The following is a 24,705-nucleotide window of genomic DNA, read 5'->3' on the forward strand; positions in this document are numbered from 1 at the left end:
AGCAAATGGCAAAAGCCCGCGCGTTGTGACGTATTCGCCTCCGGTCGCCGGCAGGCTGCGTCTGAGCGACGGGCACAGCCTGCCGCACCCGATCAGCGGATCTGATTGAGCTGCGTGCGGTTGTAGCGGATGTTCTCGATGATCGTCGGACGCTTGGCCGCCGGCATCTTGTTCGCGCAGAAGAAGTCCTGATAGAGCGCAGCGTGGTACGCATTCAGCTCGCCGTTCTCGATCCGCTGCCAGTCGGTCTCGATCGTGCGGTCCCAGCCGTCGTGGTCGGCGTTCAGGCCCGCGTACTGGCGCCATTCGTAGGTGTCGCAGCGAATGCCTTCGTAATTGACGTTGCGCGCGCCCGCCGGACTCGTCACGACGACGACGTAGCGAACGACGCCATCGGTGCCGACGTCGAGCGACTTCGAATCGACGAAGAACTTGAGCGGCGTGTTCTGCGACACGTTGAACGGCAGCAGATCGCTCGTTTGCGGCAGCGGCGGCAGCTTCTCGACCTTGTTTTCAGTCCATTGCGGCTGACGGTCGAGCAAGTAGACGAACTCGCTATCGTCCTTGTTGGACGGGGTGTTCGAATGGGCGCAGCCGGCCAGCGCGGCGGCCGCGGCAATCGACGCGGCGGCAAGAACAATCGCTTTCAATATGGGTGCCTCGTAAAAAAGGCGCGGCATCCTTCAATGCCGCGCCTGGTCATGCGTTTTCATTCCCGTCGAACGAGCCTGCGCGTCAGTCGCGCAGAATCAGGCGGGGAGGGATTTCGTCGAGCGCGCTCGCGCCCGGCTCGACTTCCGAACAGACTGCCGACGTGTCGATCGCTGCCGGTGTCTCCGTGGCCGCGTGCCCGTTCGCGACGCGCGGATAGCGCAGCGCGCGCGGACCGCGCGACTTGTCGGAACGCTGCGCCGGGCGGCGCAGGAAACGCGACAGTTCGGTCAACGCCAACTGATACACATCCCGCTTGAACTCGATCACGGCGTCGAGCGGTACCCAGTATTCGTTCCAGCGCCACGCGTCGAACTCCGGATGATCCGTCGCCCGCAGGCAGATATCGCAATCGCGGCCGACCATTCGCAGCAGGAACCAGATCTGCTTCTGGCCGCGATAATGGCCGCGCACTTCGCGCTTGATGAACTTGTCTGGCACCTCATAACGCAACCAGTCGCGAGTGCGGCCGATGATCTTGACGTGTTCCGGCAGCAGCCCGGTTTCCTCGTGCAGTTCCCTGTACATCGCCTGCATCGGGGTCTCGCCATACTTGATGCCCCCTTGCGGAAACTGCCAGGAATGCTCGCGGAGCCGCTTGCCCCAAAACACCTCGTTGTGCGCGTTCAAGAGGATGATGCCGACGTTCGGGCGAAAGCCTTCACGATCCAGCATACAACCACCTTCGAATCCTTTAAAATTGCTTTGATTATAAACAGATAACGGGCGTTGCGCACCGGAACGGAGCGAATCCGGGCGGGGTGCGTCAACTACACTGTCCCCGATTTGTCTGGTATGTCATCTGCGCCGCATACCGCGGGGCGCAGCCGTTAATTCACCTTTAGACTTTTTTCGGGCGGCCCGCGTTGGCCGCCGCTAATGGAACCGTTCGCATGAGAGCCTCCCGTTTCTTTATCGGCACCCTGAAGGAAGCCCCCGCCGACGCCGAGATCGTCAGCCACAAGCTGATGGTGCGAGCCGGCATGATCCGCCGCGTCGCCGGCGGCATCTATAACTATCTGCCGGTCGGCTTGCGCTCGATCCGCAAGGTCGAGGCGATCGTGCGCGAGGAGATGAACCGGGCGGGCGCGATCGAACTGCTGATGCCCGCCGTGCAGCCCGCCGAGCTGTGGCAGGAGTCGGGGCGCTGGGAGCAGTACGGTCCCGAACTGCTGCGCTTCAAGGATCGCAAGCAGAACGAATTCGTGATCGGGCCGACGCACGAGGAAGTCGTCACCGACATCGCGCGCAACCAGATCAAGAGCTACCGGCAGATGCCGGTGAACTTCTATCAGATCCAGACGAAATTCCGCGACGAGATCCGTCCGCGCTTCGGCGTGATGCGCGGCCGCGAATTCATCATGAAGGACGCATACTCGTTCGACAAGGATCACGAAAGCCTCAAGGAGTCGTACAAGAAGATGTACGACGCGTACGTGCGGATCTTCTCGCGGATCGGCCTCGAGTTCCGTCCGGTCGCGGCCGACAACGGCTCGATCGGCGGCAGCGGCTCGCACGAGTTTCACGTGATCGCCGATACCGGCGAGGACGCGATCGCCTATTGTCCGACGTCCGACTTCGCGGCGAACGTCGAGGCGGCCGAGGCGCTGCCGCTGCTCGCGAGCCGGGCGGCGCCCGCCGAGGCGATGCAGAAGGTCGCGACGCCCGGCAAGGCGAAGTGCGAGGCGGTGGCCGAGCTGATGGGCATCCCGCTCGAGCGCACGATCAAGTCGATCGTGCTCGCCACCGACAACGAAGGCGCCGAGCCGACGGTCTGGCTGCTGATGCTGCGCGGCGACCACGATCTGAACGAGATCAAGGCGGCGAAGCTGCCGGGCCTGGCCGGCTATCGCTTCGCGACCGAGGCGGAGATCGTCGAGTGGTTCGGCACGCCGCCCGGCTATCTCGGCCCGATCGGCACGAAGAAGCCGGTGCGCGTGGTCGCCGATCGCACGGTCGCGAACATGAGCGATTTCGTCGTCGGCGCGAACGAGGTCGACTACCACATCGCCGGCGTGAACTGGGGCCGCGATCTGCCGGAGCCCGTGATCGCCGACGTCCGCAACGTGAAGGCGGGCGACCCGTCGCCGGACGGCAAGGGCGTGCTCGACATCTGCCGCGGCATCGAAGTCGGCCACGTGTTCCAGCTCGGCACCAAGTACTCGGACGCGATGGGCGCGACGTTCATCGACGAATCGGGCAAGACGCAGCCGATGGTGATGGGCTGCTACGGGATCGGCATCACGCGGATTCTCGGCGCGGCCATCGAGCAGAACTTCGACGACAAGGGCATTGTCTGGCCCGAAGCGATCGCGCCGTTCGAAGTCGTGCTGTGCCCGATGGGCTACGACCGCAGCGATGCGGTGCGCGAAGCGGCCGACACGCTCTACGCGGATCTCGTCGCGGCGGGCGTCGACGTGATCCTCGACGATCGCGGCGAGCGTCCGGGCGTGATGTTCGCGGATTGGGAACTGATCGGCGTGCCGCACCGCCTCGTGATCGGCGAGCGCGGCCTGAAGGACGGCAAGATCGAGTATCAGGGCCGCCGCGACGCCGAAGCGACGCTGCTGCCCGCCGATTCGGCCGCGACGGCGGTCGCCGAAAAGGTCCGCGCGGCGCTCGCTCGCTGATCGCCGGCCGTCGACGAAGCGGAGGAGTGCGGTGGAGTCGAATTTCCTGTCGGCGACGGTGCTCCTCGTTCTCATCACCGATCCGCTCGGCAACATCCCGCTCGTCATCGCGGCGCTGCGGGACGTGCCGCGCGAGCGTCGCGTGAAGGTGATCCTGCGCGAAGTCGCGATCGCGTTCGTGATCCTGCTGTTCTTCATGGTCGTCGGCGACCGCTTTCTGCGGATGATGAGCCTGACCGACCTGTCGATGCGGATCGGCGGCGGGATCGTGCTGTTTCTGATCGCGCTCAGGATGATCTTTCCGCATCCGGACGGCGCGCTCGGCAACGATCCGCGCGCGGGCGGCGAGCCGTTCATCGTGCCGCTCGCGATTCCGGCGCTTGCCGGGCCGTCGGCGCTCGCGACGGTGATGCTGCTCACGTCGCAGGCGCCCGGCAAGATGCTCGAATGGGCCGGCGCGCTGACCGTGACGATGCTCGTCTGTGCGTTTACGCTCGTGCTTGCCGAACGGATTCAGCAGTGGCTCGGCGAGCGCACCGTGATCGCGTTCGAGCGGCTGATGGGGCTCGTGCTCGTCGCGATTGCCGTCGAGATGATGATGGCGGGCATCCGCGCGTTCGTTCGCCAGTTATGACGAACCGGCGGGGCAACCGGTCGAGGCCGCGCGCCGCGGCCAGGCGCCCAATCAAATCAGGTGCCGCCCAATAAGGAAAAGCGGCTCGCGCACGATGCGCGAGCCGCTTTTTTTGTCTCCGGCGCGAGGCAGCCGGGGCCGCCGCATGGGTTCCGTCAGACGTCCGCCGTCAGCGCACGGATCGTCGGCAGGTTGCGCCAGTAGCCCTTCGCATCCATCCCGCAGCCGAACACGTAGCGGTCGGGCACCGCGAACCCGCAGAAGTCAGGGTGCAGCGGCTTCGCCTTCGCGAGCGTCTTCTCGCACAGCACGGCGGACAGGAAGCGCTTCGCACCCATCTCGAGGATGCGGTCGCGAATCGCAGCCATCGTTTCGCCTTCGTCGAGGATGTCGTCGAGCACGAGCACGATGCGGTCCTTCACCGATTCGCGCGGCGCGACGCGCCAGTGCATCTCGGGGCTGCCCTTCGTCGTGTTGCGGTAGCGCGTCAGGTGGATGTAGTCGAATTCGAGCGGGAAATCGAGGTGCGGCAGCAGCATGCCGGTGAACACCGCCGCACCGCCCATCACCGACAGCACGAGCGGAAACTCCTCGCCGATCTGGCCGCGGATCTCCTCGGCCATCCGGCCGATCGACGCGTTGACTTCGCCAGCGGAGACGATCTCTTCGGAGTGTTGGAAAATGTGGAGGGCTTCTTCTCGATTCATGAGGTCTGGCGAGCGGTCTCGTCTGGGATACCAATAAGAATGAAACAATGCGACGCCACGCGCTACAGCATATACCCGCGCGCGGCGCCGCGGCGAATCAGCGCAGGCCGGGCATCATGCCCTTTATGCCGCGCATCATCTTCTGCAGGTTGCCGCCCTTGAGCTTCTTCATCATCGTGCGCATCTGGTCGTACTGATTGAGCATCCGGTTGACCTCCTGCACCGGCACGCCCGCGCCCGCCGCGATCCGGCGCTTGCGCGTCGCCTTGATGATCTCGGGCTTCGCGCGCTCGGCGGGCGTCATCGAATTGATGATGCCTTCCATCCGGCGGATCTGCTTTTCGGCCTGGCCCATGTCGGCGCCCGCGGCGGCCTGCTGGAACTGCGCGGGCAGCTTGTCCATCAGCGACGACAGCCCCCCCATGTTCTTCATCTGCGAGATCTGCGCGCGGAAATCGTTCAGGTCGAAGTCACCGCCTTTCTTCACCTTGTTGGCGAGCTTCTCCGCGGCCTTGATGTCGACGCCGCGCTGCGCTTCCTCGACGAGCGCGAGGATGTCGCCCATCCCGAGGATCCGGTTTGCCATTCGGTCCGGGTGGAAGACTTCGAGGCCGTCGAGCTTCTCGGCGACGCCGACGAACTTGATCGGCTTGCCCGTCACGTGGCGCACCGACAGCGCAGCGCCGCCGCGCGAGTCGCCGTCGAGCTTCGTGAGCACGACGCCCGTGAGCGGCAGCGCGTCGTTGAACGCCTTCGCGGTGTTGACGGCATCCTGGCCGAGCATCGCGTCGACGACGAACAGCGTCTCGACCGGCTCGAGCGCCGCGTGCAGCGCGGCGATCTCCCGCATCATCGCTTCGTCGATGCCGAGGCGGCCCGCGGTGTCGACGAGCAGCACGTCGTGATAATGGCGCCTGGCCCAGTCGACGGCCGCGTTCGCGATGTCGACGGGCTTCTGGTCGGGCGTCGACGGGAAGAAGTCGGCGCCGACCTGCTCGCTCACCGTCTTCAACTGCGCGATCGCGGCGGGGCGATAGACGTCACACGACACCGTGAGCACCTTCTTCTTGTACTTCTCGCGCAGGAGCTTCGCGAGCTTGCCGACGGTGGTCGTCTTGCCGGCGCCCTGGAGGCCAGCCATCAGGATGATCGCGGGCGGCGTCACGGCGAGGTTCAGCTCGGCCGCCTTGCCTTCGTAGTCGCCGCCGATCACGGCGGTCAGTTCCTTCTGAACCACGCCGACGAGCGCCTGGCCGGGCGACAGGCTGCCGACCACGTCCTCGCCGAGCGCCTTTTCCCTGACCTTCGCGATGAAGTCGCGGACGACGGGCAGCGCGACGTCGGCCTCGAGGAGCGCGAGCCGCACTTCGCGGAGCATCTCCTGGGTGTTTGCCTCGGTGAGCCGGGCCTCGCCGCGCAGCGTCTTGACGACGCGCGCCATCCGTTGGGTGAGATTGTCGAGCATGGGGAGCGATGGACAGTGAGGCCCGCGGGCGCGAGTGGGACAAAAAGCCGGCCGTCGCGGGTTGGGGGCCTAGTGTAAACTTCGAACATGGATATTGTACTGTATGCCCTCACCGCGCTCCTGTACGGCGGCCTCGCCGCCGCCGGCTGGCGCGCGCGCCGCGCCGGCGCGGCGCGTCCGCTCGTCGCGAGCGTGCCGGCCGTCCCGCCCGCGCGCGAACCTGCTTCGGGCGGGATGGGCGGGCTCGGGCGCGCGCTTCTCGGCGTCGCGCTGCTCGCGCATGGGGTGCTGCTGCACATGACGATCTTCCCGCACGACGCGATGGTGTTCGGCTTCGCATTCGCGCTGTCGGCGATGTTCTGGCTCGGCGCCGGCATCTACTGGATCGAGAGCTTCTTCTTCCCGCTCGACGGGATGCGGCTTCTCGTGCTGCCGCTCGCGGGCGTCGCGTCGCTCCTGCCGCTCGCGTTCGGCGGCGTGCGCGTGCTGCCGTATGCGGCGGCGCCGCTCTTCAAGGTGCACTTCCTGATCGCGAACATCGCGTACGGGCTCTTCGCGATCGCGGCGCTCCACGCGGTGCTGATGCTGATGGTCGAGCGGCGCCTGCACGCGCTGCGGCACGACGGGTTGCGCGAGTCGTCGGGCTGGGTCGCCGGCTGGCTCGACACGCTGCCGCCGCTTCTCACGCTCGAGAAGCTGCTGTTCCGCCTGATCGGCGCGGGCTTCGTGCTGCTCACGCTGACGCTCGCGACGGGCATCCTGTTCAGCGAGCAGATCGACGCGCGCGCGCTCAAGCTCGATCACAAGACCGTGTTCGCGATCCTGTCCTGGCTGATGTTCGGCGGGCTCCTCGTCGCGCGCAAGACGTCCGGCTGGCGCGGCCGCGGCGCGGCGCGCTGGGTGCTCGCGTCGTTCGTCGCGCTGCTGCTCGCGTACGTCGGCAGCCGCTTCGTTCTCGAGGTGCTGCTGCACCGTTCCGTGGTCTGAACACCTGAACCCGATGCGACAAATCCTTCTTCTTATCGTGCTGTTCTTCGCGAGCTCGTGGGTCGCGAGAAAGATTCGCCAGGCGCAGGCGCGCGGCGACGGCCCGTTCGCGGGCGGCACGGGCCGCACGGCCGATTCCGCGCCCGGCACGGGCGGCGCGGCACATGCGGGCCGCGCGCGCGACGCCGCGCTGCCGGAGCCGATGGTCCGCTGCGCGGAATGCGGCGTGCATGCGCCGAAGAGCGACGCCATCGCCGCGGGCGGCGAGTATTTCTGCAGTCCGGAGCACGCGGCGCGTCACGCCGCGCATTCGGGCAGCCGCAGCGAGCAATGAGCGAAGCGGGGCGCTTCGCCGTCGGCGCCGACGGCTGGGTAGACGGCGCGCGGCGCGAGCCGTCGCCGAATTTCGAAGCGCGGCCCGACGGCGAGGTCGTCTCGCTCGTCGTGATCCACAACATCAGCCTGCCGCCCGGCGAGTTCGGCGGCGACGCGATCGTCGAGCTGTTCCAGAATCGTCTCGACTGCGACGCGCATCCGTACTACGCCGCGCATCTGCGCGGCGTGCGGGTTTCCGCGCATTTCCTGATCAGGCGAGACGGCACGCTGATCCAGTTCGTGTCGTGCGACGCGCGCGCGTGGCACGCAGGCGCGTCGAGCTTCTTCGGCCGCGAGCGCTGTAACGATTTTTCAGTCGGCATCGAACTCGAAGGCGCGGATGACGTCGCGTTCGGCGCGCCGCAGTATGCAACGCTCGCCGCGCTCGCGCGCGCGCTCGCCGCGCATTACCCGATCGATGCGTTCGCGGGCCACGAGCACGTTGCGCCCGGACGCAAGACCGATCCCGGTCCGCACTTCGATTGGCAACGTCTCGCTGACGATGCCGGTTTCCCGCCGCGATACTTTCCCTATCGGAAGCACTGAGCGCGTGGTCTTTTTGATGTGCGTCGCATTGTTTCGCTGGCCGTGCCTTGCCGCGTCGGCGTATCGCGCTTGTCAATAGATCGCGAGCAAATTTTTCCTTTGGCGCTTCGGCGAGGCTCCACTATACTTGGGGCCAATCGAGCAGTTCGGCACTACATATAGTGTGTCGATCGGGGCGTTTTCCGCTCCCGACCGCGGTCCCGGCGTCGCCGCCGGCCCGCGACATTCTCAGTGCGGCGCATCCGGCCGGCGGTCCGGCGCGCTGCGACCCGCGTGGAAAAGTGCAGCCAGAGGCGCGATACGCATGATGAAGGCCAGTGTGGAATCGAGCGTATCGCGCGGGCCCGACCGGCGCCGCCGCCGCTTCTTCCGCGTCTTACCGCCCGCGCACCTTGTGGCGCACCGTTCGTTTTAATCCGCGGTTCCTTGCCGCATCACCCAACACCAGGAGTTTTGCCCATGCAAACCACCGACAACGCGACGTCCCAATTCGAGAGCGCGGCGAACCGCCCTCTCGCCGGGGGCGCACAAGGCGCGCCGGCACTTGCGTTGCAGACGACGTACGCCGACTACAAGGTGATCCGCCGCAACGGCAGCGTGGTGTCGTTCGAACCGTCGAAGATCGCGATCGCGGTGACGAAGGCGTTCCTCGCCGTCAACGGCGGCCAGGGCGCGGCGTCGGCGCGCGTGCGCGAGCTCGTCGAGCAACTGACGCAAACCGTCGTGCGCGCGCTCGTGCGCAGCCGCCCGAACGGCGGCACGTTTCATATTGAAGACATTCAGGATCAGGTCGAGCTCGCGCTGATGCGCGGCGGCGAGCACAACGTCGCGCGCGCGTACGTGCTGTATCGCGAGAAGCGCCACCTCGAGCGCGTCCACGCGGGCGAGGCGGCGGCCGTCGAATCGTCGGCCGCCGGCGGCATCAACGTGACGGACAACGGCGTCACGCGAGCGCTCGATCTGAACGCGCTGCGGGCGCTGATCGTATCGGCGTGCGAAGGCCTGGGCGACGCAGTGAACCCCGAGCCGATCGTCGCGGAAACGGTCAAGAACCTGTACGACGGCGTGCCGATGACGCAGGTCTACGATTCGTCGATCCTCGCCGCGCGCACGATGATCGAAAAGGACCCGGCGTACAGCCAGGTCACGGCCCGCGTCCTGCTGCACACGATCCGCCGCGAAATCCTCGGCGAGGAGGTGACGCAGGCGGAAATGGCGACGCGCTACGCCGAGTACTTCCCGCAGTTCCTGAAGCGCGGCGTCGAAGCCGAGCTGCTCGACGACAAGCTGCTGCAGTTCGACCTGAAGCGCCTGGGCGACGCGCTCGACGCGAGCCGCGACCTGCAGTTCGGCTACCTCGGCCTGCAGACGCTGTACGACCGCTACTTCCTGCACGTCGACGGCACCCGCATCGAAATGCCGCAGGCGTTCTTCATGCGCGTCGCGATGGGCCTCGCGCTGAACGAGATCGACCGCGAAGCGCGCGCGATCGAGTTTTACAACGTGCTGTCGAGCTTCGATTTCATGAGCTCGACGCCGACGCTCTTCAACTCGGGCACGCGCCGCTCGCAACTGTCGTCGTGCTACCTGACGACGGTCGCGGACGACCTCGACGGCATCTACGAGGCGCTGAAGGACAACGCGCTGCTGTCGAAATTCGCGGGCGGCCTCGGCAACGACTGGACCCGCGTGCGCGCGCTCGGCTCGCATATCAAGGGTACGAACGGCAAGTCGCAAGGCGTGGTCCCGTTCCTGAAGGTCGTCAACGACACGGCGGTCGCCGTGAACCAGGGCGGCAAGCGCAAGGGCGCGGTGTGCGCGTACCTGGAGTCGTGGCACCTCGACATCGAGGAATTCCTCGAGCTGCGCAAGAACACGGGCGACGACCGTCGCCGCACGCATGACATGAACACGGCGAACTGGATTCCCGACCTGTTCATGAAGCGCGTAATGGAAGGCGGCGACTGGACGCTGTTCTCGCCGTCGACTTGCCCGGACCTGCACGACAAGTTTGGCGCCGAGTTCGAGGCGGCCTACGTCGGCTACGAAGAAAAGGTCGCGCGCGGCGAGATCAAGCTCTTCAAGAAGATCCCGGCGCAGCAGCTCTGGCGCAAGATGCTCGGGATGCTGTTCGAGACGGGCCACCCGTGGATCACGTTCAAGGACCCGTGCAACGTGCGCTCGCCGCAGCAGCACGTCGGCGTCGTCCACTCGTCGAACCTGTGCACGGAAATCACGCTGAACACGAGCGACGCCGAGATCGCCGTCTGCAACCTCGGCTCGGTGAACCTCGTCGCGCACCTCGCGAAGCAGGCCGACGGCACCTACGCACTCGACGAGGAGAAGCTCAAGCGCACGGTCAGCGTCGCGATGCGCATGCTCGACAACGTCATCGACATCAACTACTACGCGGTCGCCAAGGCGCGCAACTCGAACCTGAAGCACCGCCCGGTCGGCCTCGGCATCATGGGCTTCCAGGACTGCCTGCACCTGCTGCGCACGCCGTATGCTTCCGGCGAGGCGGTCGAGTTCGCCGACCGCTCGATGGAGGCGGTCTGCTACTACGCGTACTGGGCGTCGACCGAGCTGGCCGAGGAGCGCGGCCGCTATTCGAGCTACCGCGGCTCGCTGTGGGATCGCGGCATCCTCCCGCAGGACACGCTGAAGCTGCTGACGGAAGCACGCGGCGGCTACGTCGAAGTCGACACGAGCGCGACGCTCGACTGGCCGGCGCTGCGCGCGCGGATCGACTCGTTCGGGATGCGCAACTCGAACTGCGTCGCGATCGCGCCGACGGCGACGATCTCGAACATCATCGGCGTGTCGGCGTGCATCGAGCCGACCTTCCAGAACCTGTACGTGAAGTCGAACCTGTCGGGCGAGTTCACGGTCGTCAACGAGTACCTCGTGCGCGACCTGAAGGAGCGCGGCCTGTGGGACGAAGTGATGGTCGCCGACCTGAAGTACTTCGACGGCATGCTGTCGCGCATCGACCGCATCCCGGCCGACCTGCGCGCGATCTACGCGACCGCGTTCGAAGTCGATCCGAAGTGGCTCGTCGAGGCGGCGTCGCGCCGTCAGAAGTGGATCGACCAGGCGCAGTCGCTGAACATCTACATGGGCGGCGCGTCGGGCAAGAAGCTCGACGAGGTCTACAAGCTCGCGTGGCTGCGCGGCCTGAAGACGACGTACTACCTGCGCACGATGGCGGCGACGCACGTCGAGAAGTCGACGGTCGCGCACGGCGCGCTGAACGCGGTGCCGACTTCGGGCGGCGCGAGCGGCGGGGCGGCGGGCGGCGCGCAAGGCGCGGCGGGCGGCTTCGGCGCGGCGGGCGGCGATGCGCCGTCGGGCGCGATGAGCGCGGCGCCGATCGAGGCGGACGGCCCGGTGTGCACGATGCGTCCGGGCGATCCGGGCTTCGAAGAGTGCGAAGCGTGCCAGTGATGCGGCGCGCGTAGCGCGAAACGAGCGCGAGCGGCGCGTGACGAAGACCGATAAAGGTTGAAGTGCGCGCCGCTCTCTACTAAAAAAATGATAAGGAATCTGTAACGCGGCGAGCGCGTTGCAGCGAGCGGGAAGAGTGATCGAAACATCCCCCGACGACGTCGCGCTTCGATCCGCGTTCGATGCGTCGAGCGCTCCTCGCGAATCACGCGCGGCACACATCGCGCTCCGCATGAACGACGATGCGTTGCTCAAAGTGTTGTATCGAGGTTGCAACGCGAATCGAAAAAAGGATTTTTCATGAGCGAACCCTTTTATCGCTCAGGAAAAGATGGTACAAACCGATCTAAATTGATGGTGAGAATTTATGCTCAACTGGGATGACGAGAAGACTGCCGTAACTCCCGCGAGCGGAGCGCAGCACAACGCGATGCGCGACCCCGCAGGAATGGCTGTCGGATTGCAGGCCGCGGTGCCTGCCGCTCATCAAGCTTCGTCGGCCCGCGACATCTTCGCGGGCGATTTCGCCGTGGCGCCGAATGCATCGGCCGCCGTCGCTTCGGAAGCGCGGGTCAACGTCGCCGACAAGCGCATCATCAACGGCAAGACCGACGTCAACCAGCTCGTCCCGTTCAAGTACAAGTGGGCGTGGGAGAAGTACCTGGCCGGCTGCGCGAATCACTGGATGCCGCAGGAAATCAACATGTCCCGCGACATCGCGCTCTGGAAGGACCCGAACGGCCTGACGGAAGACGAGCGCCGGATCGTCAAGCGCAACCTCGGCTTCTTCGTGACGGCCGATTCGCTCGCGGCGAACAACATCGTGCTCGGCACGTACCGCCACATCACGGCGCCCGAGTGCCGGCAGTTCCTGCTGCGCCAGGCGTTCGAAGAGGCGATCCACACGCACGCGTACCAATATATTGTCGAATCGCTCGGCCTCGACGAAGGCGAGATCTTCAACGCGTACCACGAGGTCGCGGCGATCCGTGCGAAGGACGAGTTCCTGATTCCGTTCATCCATACGCTGACCGATCCGGCCTTCACGACGGGCACGCTGGAGGCCGATCAGAAGCTGCTGAAGTCGCTGATCGTGTTCGCGTGCATCATGGAAGGCCTGTTCTTCTATGTCGGCTTCACCCAAATTCTCGCGCTCGGCCGTCAGAACAAGATGACGGGCGCGGCGGAGCAATACCAGTACATCCTGCGCGACGAGTCGATGCACTGCAACTTCGGGATCGACCTGATCAACCAGATCAAGCTTGAGAACCCGCACCTGTGGACGGCCGAATTCCGCGCCGAGATCCGCGAGCTGTTCAAGCACGCGGTCGATCTCGAGTACCGCTACGCGGAGGACACGATGCCGCGCGGCGTGCTGGGCCTGAACGCGTCGATGTTCAAGAGCTACCTTCGCTTCATCAGCAACCGCCGTTGCCAGCAGATCGGCCTCGATCCGCTGTTCCCGAACGAGGAAAACCCGTTCCCGTGGATGAGCGAGATGATCGACTTGAAGAAGGAGCGCAACTTCTTCGAGACGCGGGTGATCGAGTATCAGACGGGCGGTGCGCTGTCGTGGGAATGACCCGACGCGCAGCCGACGAGTAACGATGTGGATGCCGGGCGCAGCCCGGCGCAAGGTTTAGGAGCAAGAACGCCTGATGCAAAGCATGTCCGGCGCCTCAAGGGCCCAAGTACACGACAGGCACTTTGCGAACCCTTCAGTGGGATGGGCAAACTTCCCTCCGGAAAGGGCGGGCGGCCGAGCGGCCGCCGGCTCGATCAAGCGATTAGGGGCGGCGGTGCAGGGCGCGCCGGCTGCCGACTTGATTTGGCGCGCGGTGCCAAGGGGCACGGCGCGCCATACCGTATTCATTAGCGTAAGCAAGTGTCATCCGCGTACGCCGATGAATAGCCCGCTTCGCAGCGCACGTGCTGACAAACGTCCGCGGGAAGCGGGTTTTGACGAAGGGTGTAGTTTGAACTGACTCTCATCTGAACCTGAAGGAGAAAATGATGGCACTTGCCAAGAAGAAGCCGGCCGCCAAGAAGGTTGCCGCGAAGAAGGTCGCTGCCAAGAAGGCCGCACCGGCGAAGAAGGCAGCGGTGAAGAAGGTTGCGGCGAAGAAGGTCGCCGTGAAGAAGGTTGCGGCGAAGAAGGTCGCGGCGAAGAAGGCTGCACCGGCGAAGAAGGTCGCAGCGAAGAAGGTCGCTGCCAAGAAGGCGCCGGCGAAGAAGGCTGCTGCGAAGAAAGTCGCCGTGAAGAAGGTTGCGGCGAAGAAGGTTGCCGCGAAGAAGGCGCCGGCGAAGAAAGCCGCTGCGAAGAAAGTCGCCGTGAAGAAGGTCGCGGCGAAGAAGGCCGCACCGGCGAAGAAGGCTGCCGCCAAGAAGGCTGTTGCGAAGAAGGCTGTTGCGAAGAAGGCCGCGCCGGCGAAGAAGGCTGCTGCGAAGAAAGCTGCGCCGAAGAAGGCGGTCGTGAAGAAGGCTGCGCCGGCGACGACGGCGTCGACGGCATCGGTTGCTCCGGCATCGGGCGTGAAGACCGCGCTCAACCCGGCAGCGGCATGGCCGTTCCCGACCGGCAGCCGTCCGTAAAGACTCGCTGCGCCAAAGCGGACACCGTCGTGTCCTGAATCGAGTAGTCCTACTCGATCGAGATCCCGTCATCGGCTCGCCGGTGGCGGGATTTTTTCATGGCGGCCGCCGTGCGCCGCCCGTGTCCGGACGGCGCGCATAAAAAAACGCATGCGCAAAGATGCGCATGCGTTTTCGTTCGTGCGGCGCGCGCCGCATCGTGCTCCGGCATGCCGGACGTGGCCGCCGGCGCCGATCGATCAGTGCGTGACGCGGGTCACGCCGCCGCTCGACAGCAGTCGCACGCGTTCGCCCGCGCGGAACACTTCGGGCGTGGCCGCTTGCGTGATCGAGCGCAGGTCGCCGTTGTCGAGGCGCACGGTGATTTCGACGCCGTTCGCCGAACTGAGGCCCTGGCCGACCGCATTGCCGGCCACCGCGCCGGCGAGGCCGCCCGCGATCGCGGTCAGCACCGAGCCGCGGCCGCCGCCGATCGCGCTGCCGGCGACCGCGCCGAGCGCGCCGCCGCCGAGCGTGCCGAGCGCGCTGCCGCCGCCGTCGCCCTGAATCCGCACCGCGCGGACGCTTTCGACCGTGCCCATCCGCACGGTCTGTTCGCGCTGCGCCTGGCCGGCGCTATAGACGTCGGCGGAACCCGGCGGCGTGAAGCAGCCGGCGAGCGTCACCGTCGCGGTCAGCATCGCGGCGAGCGTGAGGGTTTTCCTGGTCAACATGTTTCATCTTCTCCAAACAAGATTCACTTTGGACTGTAGCCGAACGCGGTCTCGAAGCGTGAATCGATTTCCGCGCGGGTCGGCGCGTACGTCTGCGGCCCCTGGTGCGCGATCTTCAGCGAGCCCATCAGGCTCGCGAGGCGCCCCGTCGTCGCCCAGTCGAAGCCGTGCTCGATCCCGTACAGCAAGCCGCCGCGGAACGCGTCGCCGCAGCCGGTCGGATCGATGACCCGTTCCGCGTGCACGGCCGGAATCTGCTCTTCGCCGTCGCGGTGACGGATCGTCGCACCGTGCTCGCCGCGCGTGATGATGAGCGCCTGAACCCGGCTGGCGATTTCGTCTTCGGACCAACCCGTCTTGTCGCACACCAGCTTGGCTTCGTAATCGTTGACAGCAATGTAAGTCGCAAGTTCAATGCTGCGGCGCAAGGTGGCGCCGTCGAAGAGAGGCAAGCCCTGGCCCGGATCGAAGATGAACGGCACGCCAGCCTGCGCAAGCTCGTCGGTATGCTGGACCATCCCCTGGAAGCCGTCCGGGCCGACGATCGCGAGCTTGATGCCCTTCGCCTCGCCCGCATGATTCACGTGCGACTGCATCATCGCGCCCGGGTGGAATGCGGTGATCTGGTTGTTGTCGAGATCGGTCGTGATCATCGCCTGCGCCGAATACGTGTCGGGCAGCACGCGCACGTGTTCGCGCGACAGGCCGAGCGCATCCATGCGATCGAGGTACGGCTGCGCGTCGACCGCGCCGAGCGTGCCCATCATCCGTGCGTCGCCGCCGAGCAGATTCAGCGCGTACGCGATGTTGCCAGCGCAGCCGCCGAATTCGCGACGCATCGTCGGCACGAGGAAGCTCAGATTGATGAGGTGCACCTGGTCGGGCAGGATGTGCTCGCGAAAGCGCCCTTCGAAGGTCATGATGTTGTCGTAGGCGATCGAACCGCAAATCAGCGTAGCCAAGGTGTGCGTTCCTGTAGAGAAGGTGAGAGGGCGGCCGCAGCGCGTCTTTCGCCCGCCGCGCGGCAGGCGGGCGCGGCGCGCCGCGGCCGTTCGGTGCGGCTTATTTCAGTGCGGCGAGCGCGGCGTCGTAGTCCGGCTCGTCCTTGATCTCGCCGACAAGCTCGGTGTGCGTCACCTTGTCGTTCTCGTCGATCACGACGACCGCGCGCGCGGTCAGGCCGTCGAGCGGGCCGCTCGTCACGTTCACGCCGTATGCGTCGGCGAACGCGCGGCCGCCTCGGAACGTCGACGCGGTGACGACGTTCGCGAGGCCCTCCGCCGTGCAGAAGCGGGTCGCGGCGAACGGCAGGTCCGCCGACACGACGACGACGACCGTGTTGTCGAGCTTGCTCGCCGCTTCGTTGAACTTGCGAGTCGACGTCGCGCAGGTCGGCGTGTCGAGGCTCGGGACGATGTTCAGCACCTTGCGCTTGCCCGCGAAGGTCGCGAGCGACACGTCGGCGAGGTCCTTGCCGACCAGCTTGAAATCGGGCGCCTGCGAGCCGGCTGCGGGGAACGTGCCGGCGATGTCGATCGGGTTGCCGCCCAGCGTGACTTTGCTCATGTTCGTGCTCCAAGTGTGTGCGCCGATGCGGCGCAAGGGTTGAGGCCGAGGCCGCGCGCGCGTTGCGGCGCGTTACGGATAAAAGATCTGCACGCGGAAGTTCGATGCGGCGATGTCGTCCGTGTCGATCCGGACGATCATCGTCTGGGTCGCGCCGGCGGGCATGCCTGCTTCGACGCGCGTGCCGGGGCGCGCGTAGTCGCGCGGCGCGAGCACGCGGCGTGCGGTGATGTTGTTCGCTTCGTCGAGCAGCGTGAGCTCGATCGACGGATAGGCAAGCGCGACGCGGTAGCGGTTCGTGAGCGGCACCTTCAGCTCGAGAAGGCGCGGGCCGTCGAGCTGGCGCAGGTCGGATGCGTCGAGCCGCAGGCCGTCGATTGCGCGCGGCGGCGTGACCGTGCAGCCGAGCGTCGCGCACGCCTCTTTGAAGAGCGGCTCGGTCGACGGCCAGTAGATCGTGATCGTTTCGCGTTGCCACCACGCGAGTTGTGCGGCGAGCAGCGCCGCGAGCGCCAGGGCGACGATCGCGCCGAGCGCGCGCGCGAAGCCGCCGCGCGCGGCGTTCGTCCGCGTTTCGCGGGTCATCGCGAAATGCTCGCGGTTGTCGGTCTCGGGCGCCGCGGCGAACGGCTCGGCATCCGCTCGGGACGGCGCGGCTGAGCCGAAGTGCGGCTCGCGATCGTGAGGGATTCCGGCGAGCGCGGCGGCCGCGGGCGATGCGAGTACGGGTTCGATCGCGTCGCCGGGCAGCGGGGCGAATGTGCGCGCGGGATCGGGCTCGTGTTGCGCGGTCGCGCCTCGATCGAGGTCGCGATCGAGCGTCGGGCGCGGCGGAAGAGGAAATTCGCGAGCGCGGGCGGTGGGCAGATCGGCTTCGGGCGTTGCGGCGGCCTGCGCTTCGGGCGTTTCGTCCGCGCCCGCATGCGCTGCGACCGCGACGCCGGCTGCGGCGCTCGCGCTCGTCATCTGCAGCTTCGGATCGACCGCGCCGTCGAGCCAGGGGCCCCACATGTCCCAGGCGCCTGGTGTGAAATCGCGATGGCCTGCTTCGAGCGGGCGGCGATCGGGAGACGTCGCGTCGAACAGGCGCTGCAGCGCCGGCTGCTGCTCCGGCGTGCGCGGCGCCGCTTGCGCAGCAGCCGCTTCCGGCTCGGCGGGCACGAGCGCGCGCGCCGCGTCGAACACTTGCTGGCAATGGCCGCAGCGCACGAGACCGTCGTGCAGCGCAAGCTGTTCCCGCTGCAATCGGAAGACGGTTTCACAATGAGGGCAGCGCGTCGCGAGGAGCATGGTCAGCCGGGCAGCCAGCGGGGCCTGAGTGAAGGACAGCGCTTATTCTAATGGCTTTCGCGCCGAGTTCCGGCGAGGCATACCCAACCTTCGTGTTCGCGCCAGACGGCGATATCGATATAGCGGGCGTAGACGCTCGCGACTTCGTCCGCCTGCCGCGCAAGCACGCCCGACAGCGCGATGCGCCCGCCCGGCCTCACCTTCGACGCAAGCATCGACGCCATCAGCTTCAGCGGATTCGACAGGATGTTCGCGACGACGATGTCGAATTCGCCGTCGGGGCAGTCGCCGGGCAGACCGTACGCGACGTCGGTGCGATTGCGCTCGCTGTTCTGGCGCGCCGCTTCGACCGCTTGCGGATCGATGTCGATGCCGGTCACGCTGCCCGCGCCGCACTTCTTCGCGAGGATCGCGAGAATGCCCGAGCCGCAGCCGTAATCGAGCACCGTCTGGCCGGGTTGCACGGTCTGCTCGAGCCATTCCATGCAAAGGCGCGTCGTCGGATGGCTGCCCGTGCCGAACGCGAGGCCCGGATCGAGCTCGAGCACGAGCGCGTCGGGCTCCGGCGCGTCGTGCCACGACGGTACGACCCAGATCTTCTCGCCGATGTGGATCGGGTCGAATTGCGATTGCGTGAGCCGCACCCAGTCCTGCTCTTCGACTTCGCGCAGCTCGAAGCGCGGCGTTTCGTCGAGGCCGGCTTCGTTCGCGGCGGCGGCGAGCAGCACCGCGGGATCCTGAGTCGCCTCGACGAGCGCGATCACGCGCGAATGCTGCCACGCGGTGCGCTCGGGCACGAGGCCCGGTTCGCCGAAGAGCGGCTGCTCGTCCGGAGTGTCGGCGTCGGCGTCTTCCACGGACACCGACAGCGCGCCCAACTCGACGAGCGCGTCGGACAGTGCCTCCGCGCGCTCGCGGGGCAGCTCGACGACGAGTTCCCGATAGCTCATGATCACGCTTCTTCCGGCGCGGCCTGCAGCTTCTGCGCGAGCCGGTTCTCGAGATAGTGGATGCTGGGGCCGCCTTCGACGAATTTCGAGTCGAGCATCAGTTCGCGATGCAGCGGGATGTTGGTCAGGATGCCTTCGACCACCATTTCCGACAGCGCGATGCGCATCCGGTTGATCGCCTGCTCGCGCGTCGCGCCGTAGGCGATCAGCTTGCCGATCATCGAATCGTAGTTGGGCGGAACGAAATATCCATTGTACGCGTGCGAATCGACGCGGATGCCGGGGCCGCCCGGCGTGTGCCACGACGTGATCCGGCCCGGCGACGGCGTGAACTTGAACGGATCTTCGGCGTTGATCCGGCACTCGATCGCGTGGCCGCGGAACTGGATGTCGCGTTGGCGGACCGACAGCTTCTCGCCCGCCGCGATCCTGATCTGTTCCTGGACGATGTCGACGCCCGTGATCAGCTCCGTCACCGGATGCTCGACCTGCACGCGCGTGTTCATCTCGATGAAGTAGAACTCGTTGTTCTCGTAGAGGAACTCGAACGTGCCCGCGCCGAGATAGCCCATCTTTTTGCACGCGTCCGCGCAGCGGTCGCCGATCCGGTCGATCAGGCGGCGCGCGATGCCGGGCGCGGGCGCTTCCTCGATCACCTTCTGGTGACGGCGCTGCATCGAGCAGTCGCGCTCGCCGAGCCAGACCGCGTTCTTGTGCGAATCGGAGAGCACCTGAATCTCGATGTGGCGCGGATTTTCGAGGAACTTCTCCATGTAGACCTGCGGATTGCCGAACGCGCGGCCCGCTTCCTCGCGCGTCATGTTGACCGCGTTCACGAGCGCCGCCTCGGTGTGGACGACGCGCATCCCGCGTCCGCCGCCGCCGCCCGCCGCCTTGATGATCACCGGATAGCCGATCGAGCGTGCAATTTTCACGATCTCCTTCGGGTCGTCCGGCAACGCGCCGTCCGAGCCCGGCACGCAAGGCACGCCGGTGCGGATCATCGTCTGTTTCGCGGTGACTTTGTCGCCCATCATGCGGATCGTGTCCGGGCGCGGACCGATGAACGTGAAGCCCGACTGCTCGACGCGCTCGGCGAAATCGGCGTTCTCCGACAGGAAGCCGTAGCCCGGGTGGATCGCCTCGGCGTCGGTGACTTCGGCCGCGCTGATCAGGGCCGGCATGTTCAGGTAGCTCAGATTCGACGGAGCGGGGCCGATACAGACCGCTTCGTCGGCTAACTTCACGTACTTGGCTTCCTTGTCGGCCTCGGAATAGACGACTACCGTCTTGACGCCGAGCTCGCGGCACGCGCGCTGAATGCGCAGCGCGATTTCCCCGCGGTTGGCAATGAGGATTTTTTCAAACATAGCGAGTATTCGTCTCTTCGATGGACGCGCGAGCGCGCGCCTTGAGAGGAGCGGCGTCGCTGACGGGCGCGCCGCGCGGCGGGTCTTAGCCGATCACGAAAAGCGGCTGGCCGTATTCGACGGCCTGGCCATTCTCGACGAGAATTTCCTTGATGACGCCGGCCTTGTCCGACTCGATTTCGTTCAGCAGCTTCATCGCTTCGATGATGCAGAGCGTCTGGCCTTCCTTCACCGTGTCGCCGACCTGGACGAACGGATCGGCGCCCGGCGACGGCGCGCGGTAGAACGTGCCGACCATCGGCGACGTCACGACGTGGCCTTGCGGCGCGGCGGCCGCGGGTGCTGCGGCGGGTGCCGCGGCAAGCGCGCCTTCGGTCGGCACCGTCAGGACGGGGGCGGGGGCGCTCACTTGCGGCGCGAAGCCGGCCGACGGCTGCACATAGACCGGCGGTGCGTTCTTGACGATGCGCACCTTGCCTTCGCCTTCGGTGACTTCCAGCTCGGAGATGCCGGATTCGGAGACGAGGTCGATCAGAGTTTTCAGCTTGCGAAGGTCCATCGGGAGTTCCCCTTTCAATACGTGAAACGCCGGTTCGGGACCGGCGCTGAATCGAGTTCTTGAAAATCAGCCGCGCGACGCGCCTTGCAGCTTGTCGAGCGCGTATTCGAGCGCGTACAGATAACCTTTCCAGCCGAGGCCGCAAATCACGCCTTCGGCCTGATCGGAGAAATAGGAGTGATGCCTGAACGGCTCGCGCCGGTGCACGTTCGACAGATGAATCTCGACGAACGGAATCCCGACGCCCGCGAGCGCGTCCCGGATCGCGATGCTCGTATGCGTATACGCGGCTGGATTGATCAGGATGAACTCGGTGCCGTCGTTTCTCGCCGCCTGGACGCGATCGACGAGCGCGCCCTCGTGGTTGCTCTGGAACGACTCGAGTTCGACGCCTGCCTCCTGCGCCCGCGCGGCCAGCGCCTGATCGATCTGCTCGAGCGTCACGCGGCCGTACACCTCCGGTTCCCGGGTGCCGAGAAGGTTCAGGTTGGGGCCGTGCAGCACCAGCAATCGTGTCATAGGTCGCTTCTTTTTCTGCGGAATTGCGCGAACTTTATCGCCAATTAGAGAAATTTGTCTAGTTTTGCCGAATGGACGAGTGCGCCGGCGAGCGCGCATCGGCGTGTTCGCGCGGCCAGAATCTGCCAACGTCATGCAATTTGGTGCTAATCAGATTTCAAATTCTGTCAACGTCCGGCAGCCGGTCGGCCCCGATCAGAGCGTGTCGAGCGTGCGTTTCAGCTCATCCGGATGGATTTGCCCCAATTTTGCCTCGCGAACCTTACCGGTTTCATCGATGACGACGGTGAAAGGTAGCGCCCCGGCGGTATTGCCGAAATTTCGGGCCAGATCTGCACCCGCATAACCGCTGACGACGATCGGATAATCGACGGGTACCTTTTTCAGGAAATTCTTCACGTTCTGCTCGGAATCGACACCAATTCCGACGAAATGCACGCCTTTCTTCTCGTATTCCCGCGACAGCTTCACGAGCTCGGGCATCTCCTCGACGCAGGGGCCGCACCACGACGCCCAGAAATTGACGACGAGTTTCTGGCCCTTGAATGCCGCGAGCCGCTGCGGCTTGCCGTCGACGTTCGGATACGACGCGGCCCAGAGCGTGTCGACCGCGTTGCCCGCGGCGGGTGCGCCGGCCGGCGTGCCCGCTGGCGCGCCGCCCGCCGCGTTGCCGCGCGCCCAGTGGCCGGCGGCGAGGCCGCCCGCGATCGCGACGGCCGCGATCACGACGCCTGCGAAAATTCCTTTGCTATTCATCGGTTCGGGATTCGGTTGGTGAGGACGGCGGCGCGCCGACGAGCGCGCGCAGCGCTTGCGCATCGGCCCGTGACAGACGGCCGCGGGCGTCCGCCTTCACGGCGCCGCGCAGGTCGTCGCTTGTATACAGTGCGACGTGAATGCCGACGGGTTCCGCGCCGCGCGCTTCGCGCCACAGGAAGCTGAGCGTCTCGACGTCGCTGCGCCCCGCGAAGTGGCGGGTTTCGGATACGTCGTACTGGATGTTCTGGTTCAGCAGGTAGATCGCGAGATCCTTGTGGTTGTCGCAGAAGGTCTGCAGATGGATGTCGGAATGCGCGTTCGCCGTGCCGTTCAGCACGGCGCCCGCGACGTACGGATTGAACGCCGCGAGCCGCTCCATCCACGCGAGCGCGATGACACGCAGCCGCCGCAGTTCGGCCGGCTGCGTGTCACTCTGGAACAGCGCGAGGTATTCGTGCAGTTCTTCCTCGATCTGGTCGTTATCTGGCAGCCATTCGCCTGCAATTCGGCTGTCGCCGAGCACCTGGCGGGCGGCCTTGCGCTTTGCGCCGGCGTAGTCGAGCCCGTCTTCGGCGATCAGGCGTGCCGCGGCGAGCGCGATTTCGTCACGTACGCGTCGCGGATCGAGTAGGGTTTTGCGAGACATGATCCGGCAATCATACTAGATCGGTGCCGAGCGACCCGGCGGTTGCGTCAACCGTCGTTCGCGTCGGGGGTGTCAGTTACAATAGCCCCCTTTGCGCGGCGGCGCGCGCGCCGCGCCGCGGATGTTTTTCCGGCAACCGGCGCGACGTGCGGCCGGCCTCCGATTCGACTACGCCCACGCGGCGCGAAGCTCTATGCATATCCACATTCTCGGCATCTGCGGCACCTTCATGGGCGGTCTCGCCGTGCTCGCCCGCGCGGCGGGCCATACCGTGACCGGCTGCGACGCGGGCGTCTATCCGCCGATGAGCATGCAGCTCGAGGCGCAGGGCATCCAGTTGATCGAGGGCTACGGCGCCGAACAGATCGACTTGAAGCCCGATCTGTTCGTGATCGGCAACGTGGTGTCGCGCGGCAACCCGCTGATGGAGGTAATCCTCGATCGGGGGCTGCCGTATGTGTCCGGTCCGCAATGGCTCGGCGAGCACGTGCTCGCAGGTAAGTGGGTGCTCGCTGTCGCCGGCACGCACGGCAAGACGACAACGAGTTCGATGCTCGCATGGATGCTCGAAGACGCCGGCCTGAATCCGGGCTTCCTGATCGGCGGCGTGCCGCTGAACTTCGGCGTGTCCGCACGGCTGACCGATTCGAGCTTCTTCGTGATCGAGGCGGACGAATACGACACAGCGTTCTTCGACAAGCGTTCGAAGTTTGTCCATTATCGGCCGCGGACCGCGATCCTGAACAATCTCGAATTCGATCATGCTGATATCTTTCCGGATCTCGCTGCGATCGAGACGCAATTCCACCATTTGGTGCGCACGGTGCCGGGCGTCGGCCGGCTCGTGACGAACGGCCGCGAAGACGCGCTCGAGCGCGTGCTGTCGCGCGGCTGCTGGAGCGATGTCGAGCGTTTCGGTGTCGACGGCGGTTGGCAGGCGCTGCCTGCGGAGGACGGCGTGCCGGTCGACGAGCGTTTCGCCGTGTATTGGCGCAGCGAGCGCGTCGGCGTCGTCGGCTGGCACGTGCAGGGCGAGCACAACCGGCTGAATGCGCTCGCAGCGATCGCCGCCGCGCGTCACGTCGGCGTGCCGCCCGCGCAGGCGGCCGCCGCGCTCGCGACGTTCCGTAACGTCAAGCGCCGGATGGAGGTGCGCGGCAGCGTCGACGGAGTGACCGTCTATGACGATTTCGCCCACCACCCGACCGCGATCGAAATGACGATCGCCGGGCTTCGCGCGCGCATCGGCTGCGAAAACACCCGCATCCTCGCGGTGCTGGAGCCGCGATCGAACACGATGAAGCTCGGCGTGATGAAGGCGCAACTGCCGGCGAGCCTCGCCGACGCCGATCTCGTGTTCGGCTACGGCGCGCCGACCGGCCGCGACGCGCTCGGCTGGAACCTGCGCGACGCGCTCGCGCCGCTCGGCGACAAGGCGCGCGCGTTCGACGACCTGCACACGCTCGTGAAGGCCGTGGCGGCGTCGGCGCGGCCGGGCGACCACGTGCTTGTGATGAGCAACGGCGGCTTCGGCGGCGTCCACCAGAAGCTGCTCGATGCGCTGTCCGTGCGCGGCGGCGCGGCGCCGGCCCGGAGCGGCGCGTGATCCTGTATCTGCACGGCTTTCGTTCGTCGCCGCAGTCGTTCAAGGCGCGCGCGCTGGCCGCGCGGCTCGCCGAGCTCGGCCGCGCGGACGAATGGCGCTGCCCGATGCTGTCGGTCGCGCCGCTCGACGCCGTCGCTGCCGCCGAGGCGGAAGTCGCCGGCGCGCCGGCGCACGGCGTCACCGTGATCGGCAGCTCGCTCGGCGGCTATTACGCGACATGGCTAGCGGAAAAGCACGGCTGGCGCGCGGTGCTGCTGAATCCCGCGACGCAGCCGCAGCGCGACCTGCGCCGCCATCTGGGCGAGCAGCCGCTGTGGCACGGCGGCGGCACGATCGTCGTCGAGCCGCGTCACCTGGACGAGCTGAACGCGCTGCATGTCGCGGCGATCTCGCGGCCCGAGCGCTACTATCTGTTCGCGGCGACGGGCGACGAAGTGCTCGACTACCACGACATGCTCGCGCGCTATCCAGGCGCGCGAACCCGCGTCATCGAAGGCAGCGATCACGGGATCAGCGAATTTGCCGACTATATCGACGACGTTCTTGCATTTTGCGACGCCGGATAGCCCGGCGCCGGATGCGAGATCCGGCGCGCGGCACCCTATACACCACACGCGGCGTCGACGGCTTCCG

25 protein-coding genes are annotated in these 24,705 nt (G+C 66.3%); 11 read left to right on the forward strand and 14 right to left on the reverse strand.

Annotation, left to right across the window (positions count from 1 at the left end):
* Window positions 1-92: 92 nt before the first annotated feature.
* Both AQ610_RS02905 and AQ610_RS02910 read right to left on the reverse strand, forming a co-directional pair.
* The gene (locus AQ610_RS02905) at window positions 93-650 is read right to left on the reverse strand and encodes a CNP1-like family protein (protein WP_006025188.1); all 558 of its coding nucleotides are present in this window, start codon (window positions 648-650) and stop codon (window positions 93-95) included.
* Between the two features lie 85 nt (window positions 651-735).
* Complete coding sequence (locus AQ610_RS02910) at window positions 736-1,386, reverse strand: RNA pyrophosphohydrolase (protein WP_006025189.1); 651 nt, start codon at window positions 1,384-1,386, stop codon at window positions 736-738.
* Between the two features lie 218 nt (window positions 1,387-1,604).
* Here AQ610_RS02910 and AQ610_RS02915 point away from each other — a divergent pair, with 218 nt between their 5' ends.
* On the forward strand, window positions 1,605-3,341 hold the full coding sequence (locus AQ610_RS02915) for a proline--tRNA ligase (protein WP_009917153.1): 1,737 nt from the start codon (window positions 1,605-1,607) through the stop codon (window positions 3,339-3,341).
* A gap of 31 nt (window positions 3,342-3,372) precedes the next feature.
* Entirely contained in the window at window positions 3,373-3,975 is a 603-nt protein-coding gene (locus AQ610_RS02920; protein ID WP_006025191.1) for a MarC family protein, read from the forward strand.
* 155 nt (window positions 3,976-4,130) lie between these two features.
* Here the strand turns inward: AQ610_RS02920 and AQ610_RS02925 are convergent, their stop codons facing one another.
* Both AQ610_RS02925 and ffh read right to left on the reverse strand, forming a co-directional pair.
* Window positions 4,131-4,682, reverse strand: a complete 552-nt coding sequence (locus AQ610_RS02925) for a hypoxanthine-guanine phosphoribosyltransferase (protein WP_006025192.1) — start codon at window positions 4,680-4,682, stop codon at window positions 4,131-4,133.
* Window positions 4,683-4,779: 97 nt separating this feature from the next.
* A complete protein-coding gene (gene ffh, locus AQ610_RS02930) occupies window positions 4,780-6,147 on the reverse strand; it encodes a signal recognition particle protein (RefSeq protein ID WP_006025193.1) in 1,368 nt (455 codons plus the stop codon).
* Window positions 6,148-6,234: 87 nt separating this feature from the next.
* On the opposite strand from ffh, the gene AQ610_RS02935 reads away from it, so the two are divergent.
* From AQ610_RS02935 to AQ610_RS02960, 7 genes are all read left to right on the forward strand, one after another.
* Window positions 6,235-7,134: a cytochrome C assembly family protein gene (locus AQ610_RS02935; RefSeq protein ID WP_006025194.1), complete on the forward strand. Its 900-nt coding sequence runs from the start codon at window positions 6,235-6,237 to the stop codon at window positions 7,132-7,134.
* Between the two features lie 13 nt (window positions 7,135-7,147).
* Complete coding sequence (locus tag AQ610_RS02940; RefSeq protein WP_006025195.1) at window positions 7,148-7,468, forward strand: PP0621 family protein; 321 nt, start codon at window positions 7,148-7,150, stop codon at window positions 7,466-7,468.
* Complete coding sequence (ampD, locus tag AQ610_RS02945) at window positions 7,465-8,055, forward strand: 1,6-anhydro-N-acetylmuramyl-L-alanine amidase AmpD (RefSeq protein WP_006025196.1); 591 nt, start codon at window positions 7,465-7,467, stop codon at window positions 8,053-8,055. Before AQ610_RS02940 ends, ampD begins: the two co-directional genes overlap by 4 nt.
* A 459-nt stretch (window positions 8,056-8,514) precedes the next feature.
* Window positions 8,515-11,502 carry a ribonucleoside-diphosphate reductase subunit alpha gene (locus AQ610_RS02950; RefSeq protein ID WP_043282265.1) on the forward strand — a complete coding sequence of 996 codons (2,988 nt, stop codon included), beginning with the start codon at window positions 8,515-8,517 and terminating at the stop codon, window positions 11,500-11,502.
* 367 nt (window positions 11,503-11,869) lie between these two features.
* Window positions 11,870-13,084 carry a ribonucleotide-diphosphate reductase subunit beta gene (locus tag AQ610_RS02955; RefSeq protein WP_015602388.1) on the forward strand — a complete coding sequence of 405 codons (1,215 nt, stop codon included), beginning with the start codon at window positions 11,870-11,872 and terminating at the stop codon, window positions 13,082-13,084.
* A gap of 76 nt (window positions 13,085-13,160) precedes the next feature.
* Window positions 13,161-13,487, forward strand: a complete 327-nt coding sequence (locus AQ610_RS32500; RefSeq protein WP_009913643.1) for a hypothetical protein — start codon at window positions 13,161-13,163, stop codon at window positions 13,485-13,487.
* A gap of 28 nt (window positions 13,488-13,515) precedes the next feature.
* A complete protein-coding gene (locus AQ610_RS02960) occupies window positions 13,516-14,094 on the forward strand; it encodes a histone H1-like DNA-binding protein (protein ID WP_009913641.1) in 579 nt (192 codons plus the stop codon).
* 239 nt (window positions 14,095-14,333) lie between these two features.
* Here AQ610_RS02960 and AQ610_RS02965 read toward each other — a convergent pair whose 3' ends face one another.
* The 10 genes from AQ610_RS02965 to AQ610_RS03010 form a co-directional block, all read right to left on the reverse strand.
* Entirely contained in the window at window positions 14,334-14,807 is a 474-nt protein-coding gene (locus tag AQ610_RS02965) for an outer membrane lipoprotein (RefSeq protein WP_006025201.1), read from the reverse strand.
* A gap of 23 nt (window positions 14,808-14,830) precedes the next feature.
* Window positions 14,831-15,769 carry a carbohydrate kinase family protein gene (locus AQ610_RS02970; RefSeq protein ID WP_006025202.1) on the reverse strand — a complete coding sequence of 313 codons (939 nt, stop codon included), beginning with the start codon at window positions 15,767-15,769 and terminating at the stop codon, window positions 14,831-14,833.
* A 100-nt stretch (window positions 15,770-15,869) separates the two neighbouring features.
* Window positions 15,870-16,373, reverse strand: a complete 504-nt coding sequence (tpx, locus tag AQ610_RS02975; RefSeq protein ID WP_006025203.1) for a thiol peroxidase — start codon at window positions 16,371-16,373, stop codon at window positions 15,870-15,872.
* Window positions 16,374-16,445: 72 nt separating this feature from the next.
* Entirely contained in the window at window positions 16,446-17,663 is a 1,218-nt protein-coding gene (locus AQ610_RS02980) for a DUF3426 domain-containing protein (protein ID WP_043282268.1), read from the reverse strand.
* Between the two features lie 47 nt (window positions 17,664-17,710).
* Complete coding sequence (gene prmA / locus AQ610_RS02985; protein ID WP_009913636.1) at window positions 17,711-18,613, reverse strand: 50S ribosomal protein L11 methyltransferase; 903 nt, start codon at window positions 18,611-18,613, stop codon at window positions 17,711-17,713.
* Window positions 18,614-18,615: 2 nt separating this feature from the next.
* Window positions 18,616-19,983, reverse strand: a complete 1,368-nt coding sequence (gene accC / locus AQ610_RS02990; protein WP_006025206.1) for an acetyl-CoA carboxylase biotin carboxylase subunit — start codon at window positions 19,981-19,983, stop codon at window positions 18,616-18,618.
* Between the two features lie 85 nt (window positions 19,984-20,068).
* On the reverse strand, window positions 20,069-20,542 hold the full coding sequence (accB, locus tag AQ610_RS02995; RefSeq protein WP_006025207.1) for an acetyl-CoA carboxylase biotin carboxyl carrier protein: 474 nt from the start codon (window positions 20,540-20,542) through the stop codon (window positions 20,069-20,071).
* A gap of 66 nt (window positions 20,543-20,608) precedes the next feature.
* Window positions 20,609-21,061 (reverse strand): type II 3-dehydroquinate dehydratase, encoded by a 453-nt coding sequence (gene aroQ / locus AQ610_RS03000; RefSeq protein ID WP_006025208.1) that lies wholly within the window; start codon window positions 21,059-21,061, stop codon window positions 20,609-20,611.
* 195 nt (window positions 21,062-21,256) lie between these two features.
* Entirely contained in the window at window positions 21,257-21,817 is a 561-nt protein-coding gene (locus AQ610_RS03005; protein WP_043282271.1) for a TlpA family protein disulfide reductase, read from the reverse strand.
* On the reverse strand, window positions 21,810-22,466 hold the full coding sequence (locus AQ610_RS03010) for a hypothetical protein (RefSeq protein WP_006025210.1): 657 nt from the start codon (window positions 22,464-22,466) through the stop codon (window positions 21,810-21,812). Before AQ610_RS03010 ends, AQ610_RS03005 begins: the two co-directional genes overlap by 8 nt.
* 193 nt (window positions 22,467-22,659) lie before the next feature.
* Here AQ610_RS03010 and mpl point away from each other — a divergent pair, with 193 nt between their 5' ends.
* Window positions 22,660-24,072 carry a UDP-N-acetylmuramate:L-alanyl-gamma-D-glutamyl-meso-diaminopimelate ligase gene (gene mpl / locus AQ610_RS03015; RefSeq protein ID WP_006025211.1) on the forward strand — a complete coding sequence of 471 codons (1,413 nt, stop codon included), beginning with the start codon at window positions 22,660-22,662 and terminating at the stop codon, window positions 24,070-24,072.
* Window positions 24,069-24,638, forward strand: a complete 570-nt coding sequence (locus tag AQ610_RS03020; protein WP_006025212.1) for a YqiA/YcfP family alpha/beta fold hydrolase — start codon at window positions 24,069-24,071, stop codon at window positions 24,636-24,638. Before mpl ends, AQ610_RS03020 begins: the two co-directional genes overlap by 4 nt.
* Window positions 24,639-24,705: the final 67 nt, after the last annotated feature.

Origin of the sequence: Burkholderia humptydooensis (assembly GCF_001513745.1) — a bacterium.
In the GTDB taxonomy this organism is placed as follows: Bacteria; Pseudomonadota; Gammaproteobacteria; order Burkholderiales; family Burkholderiaceae; genus Burkholderia; species Burkholderia humptydooensis.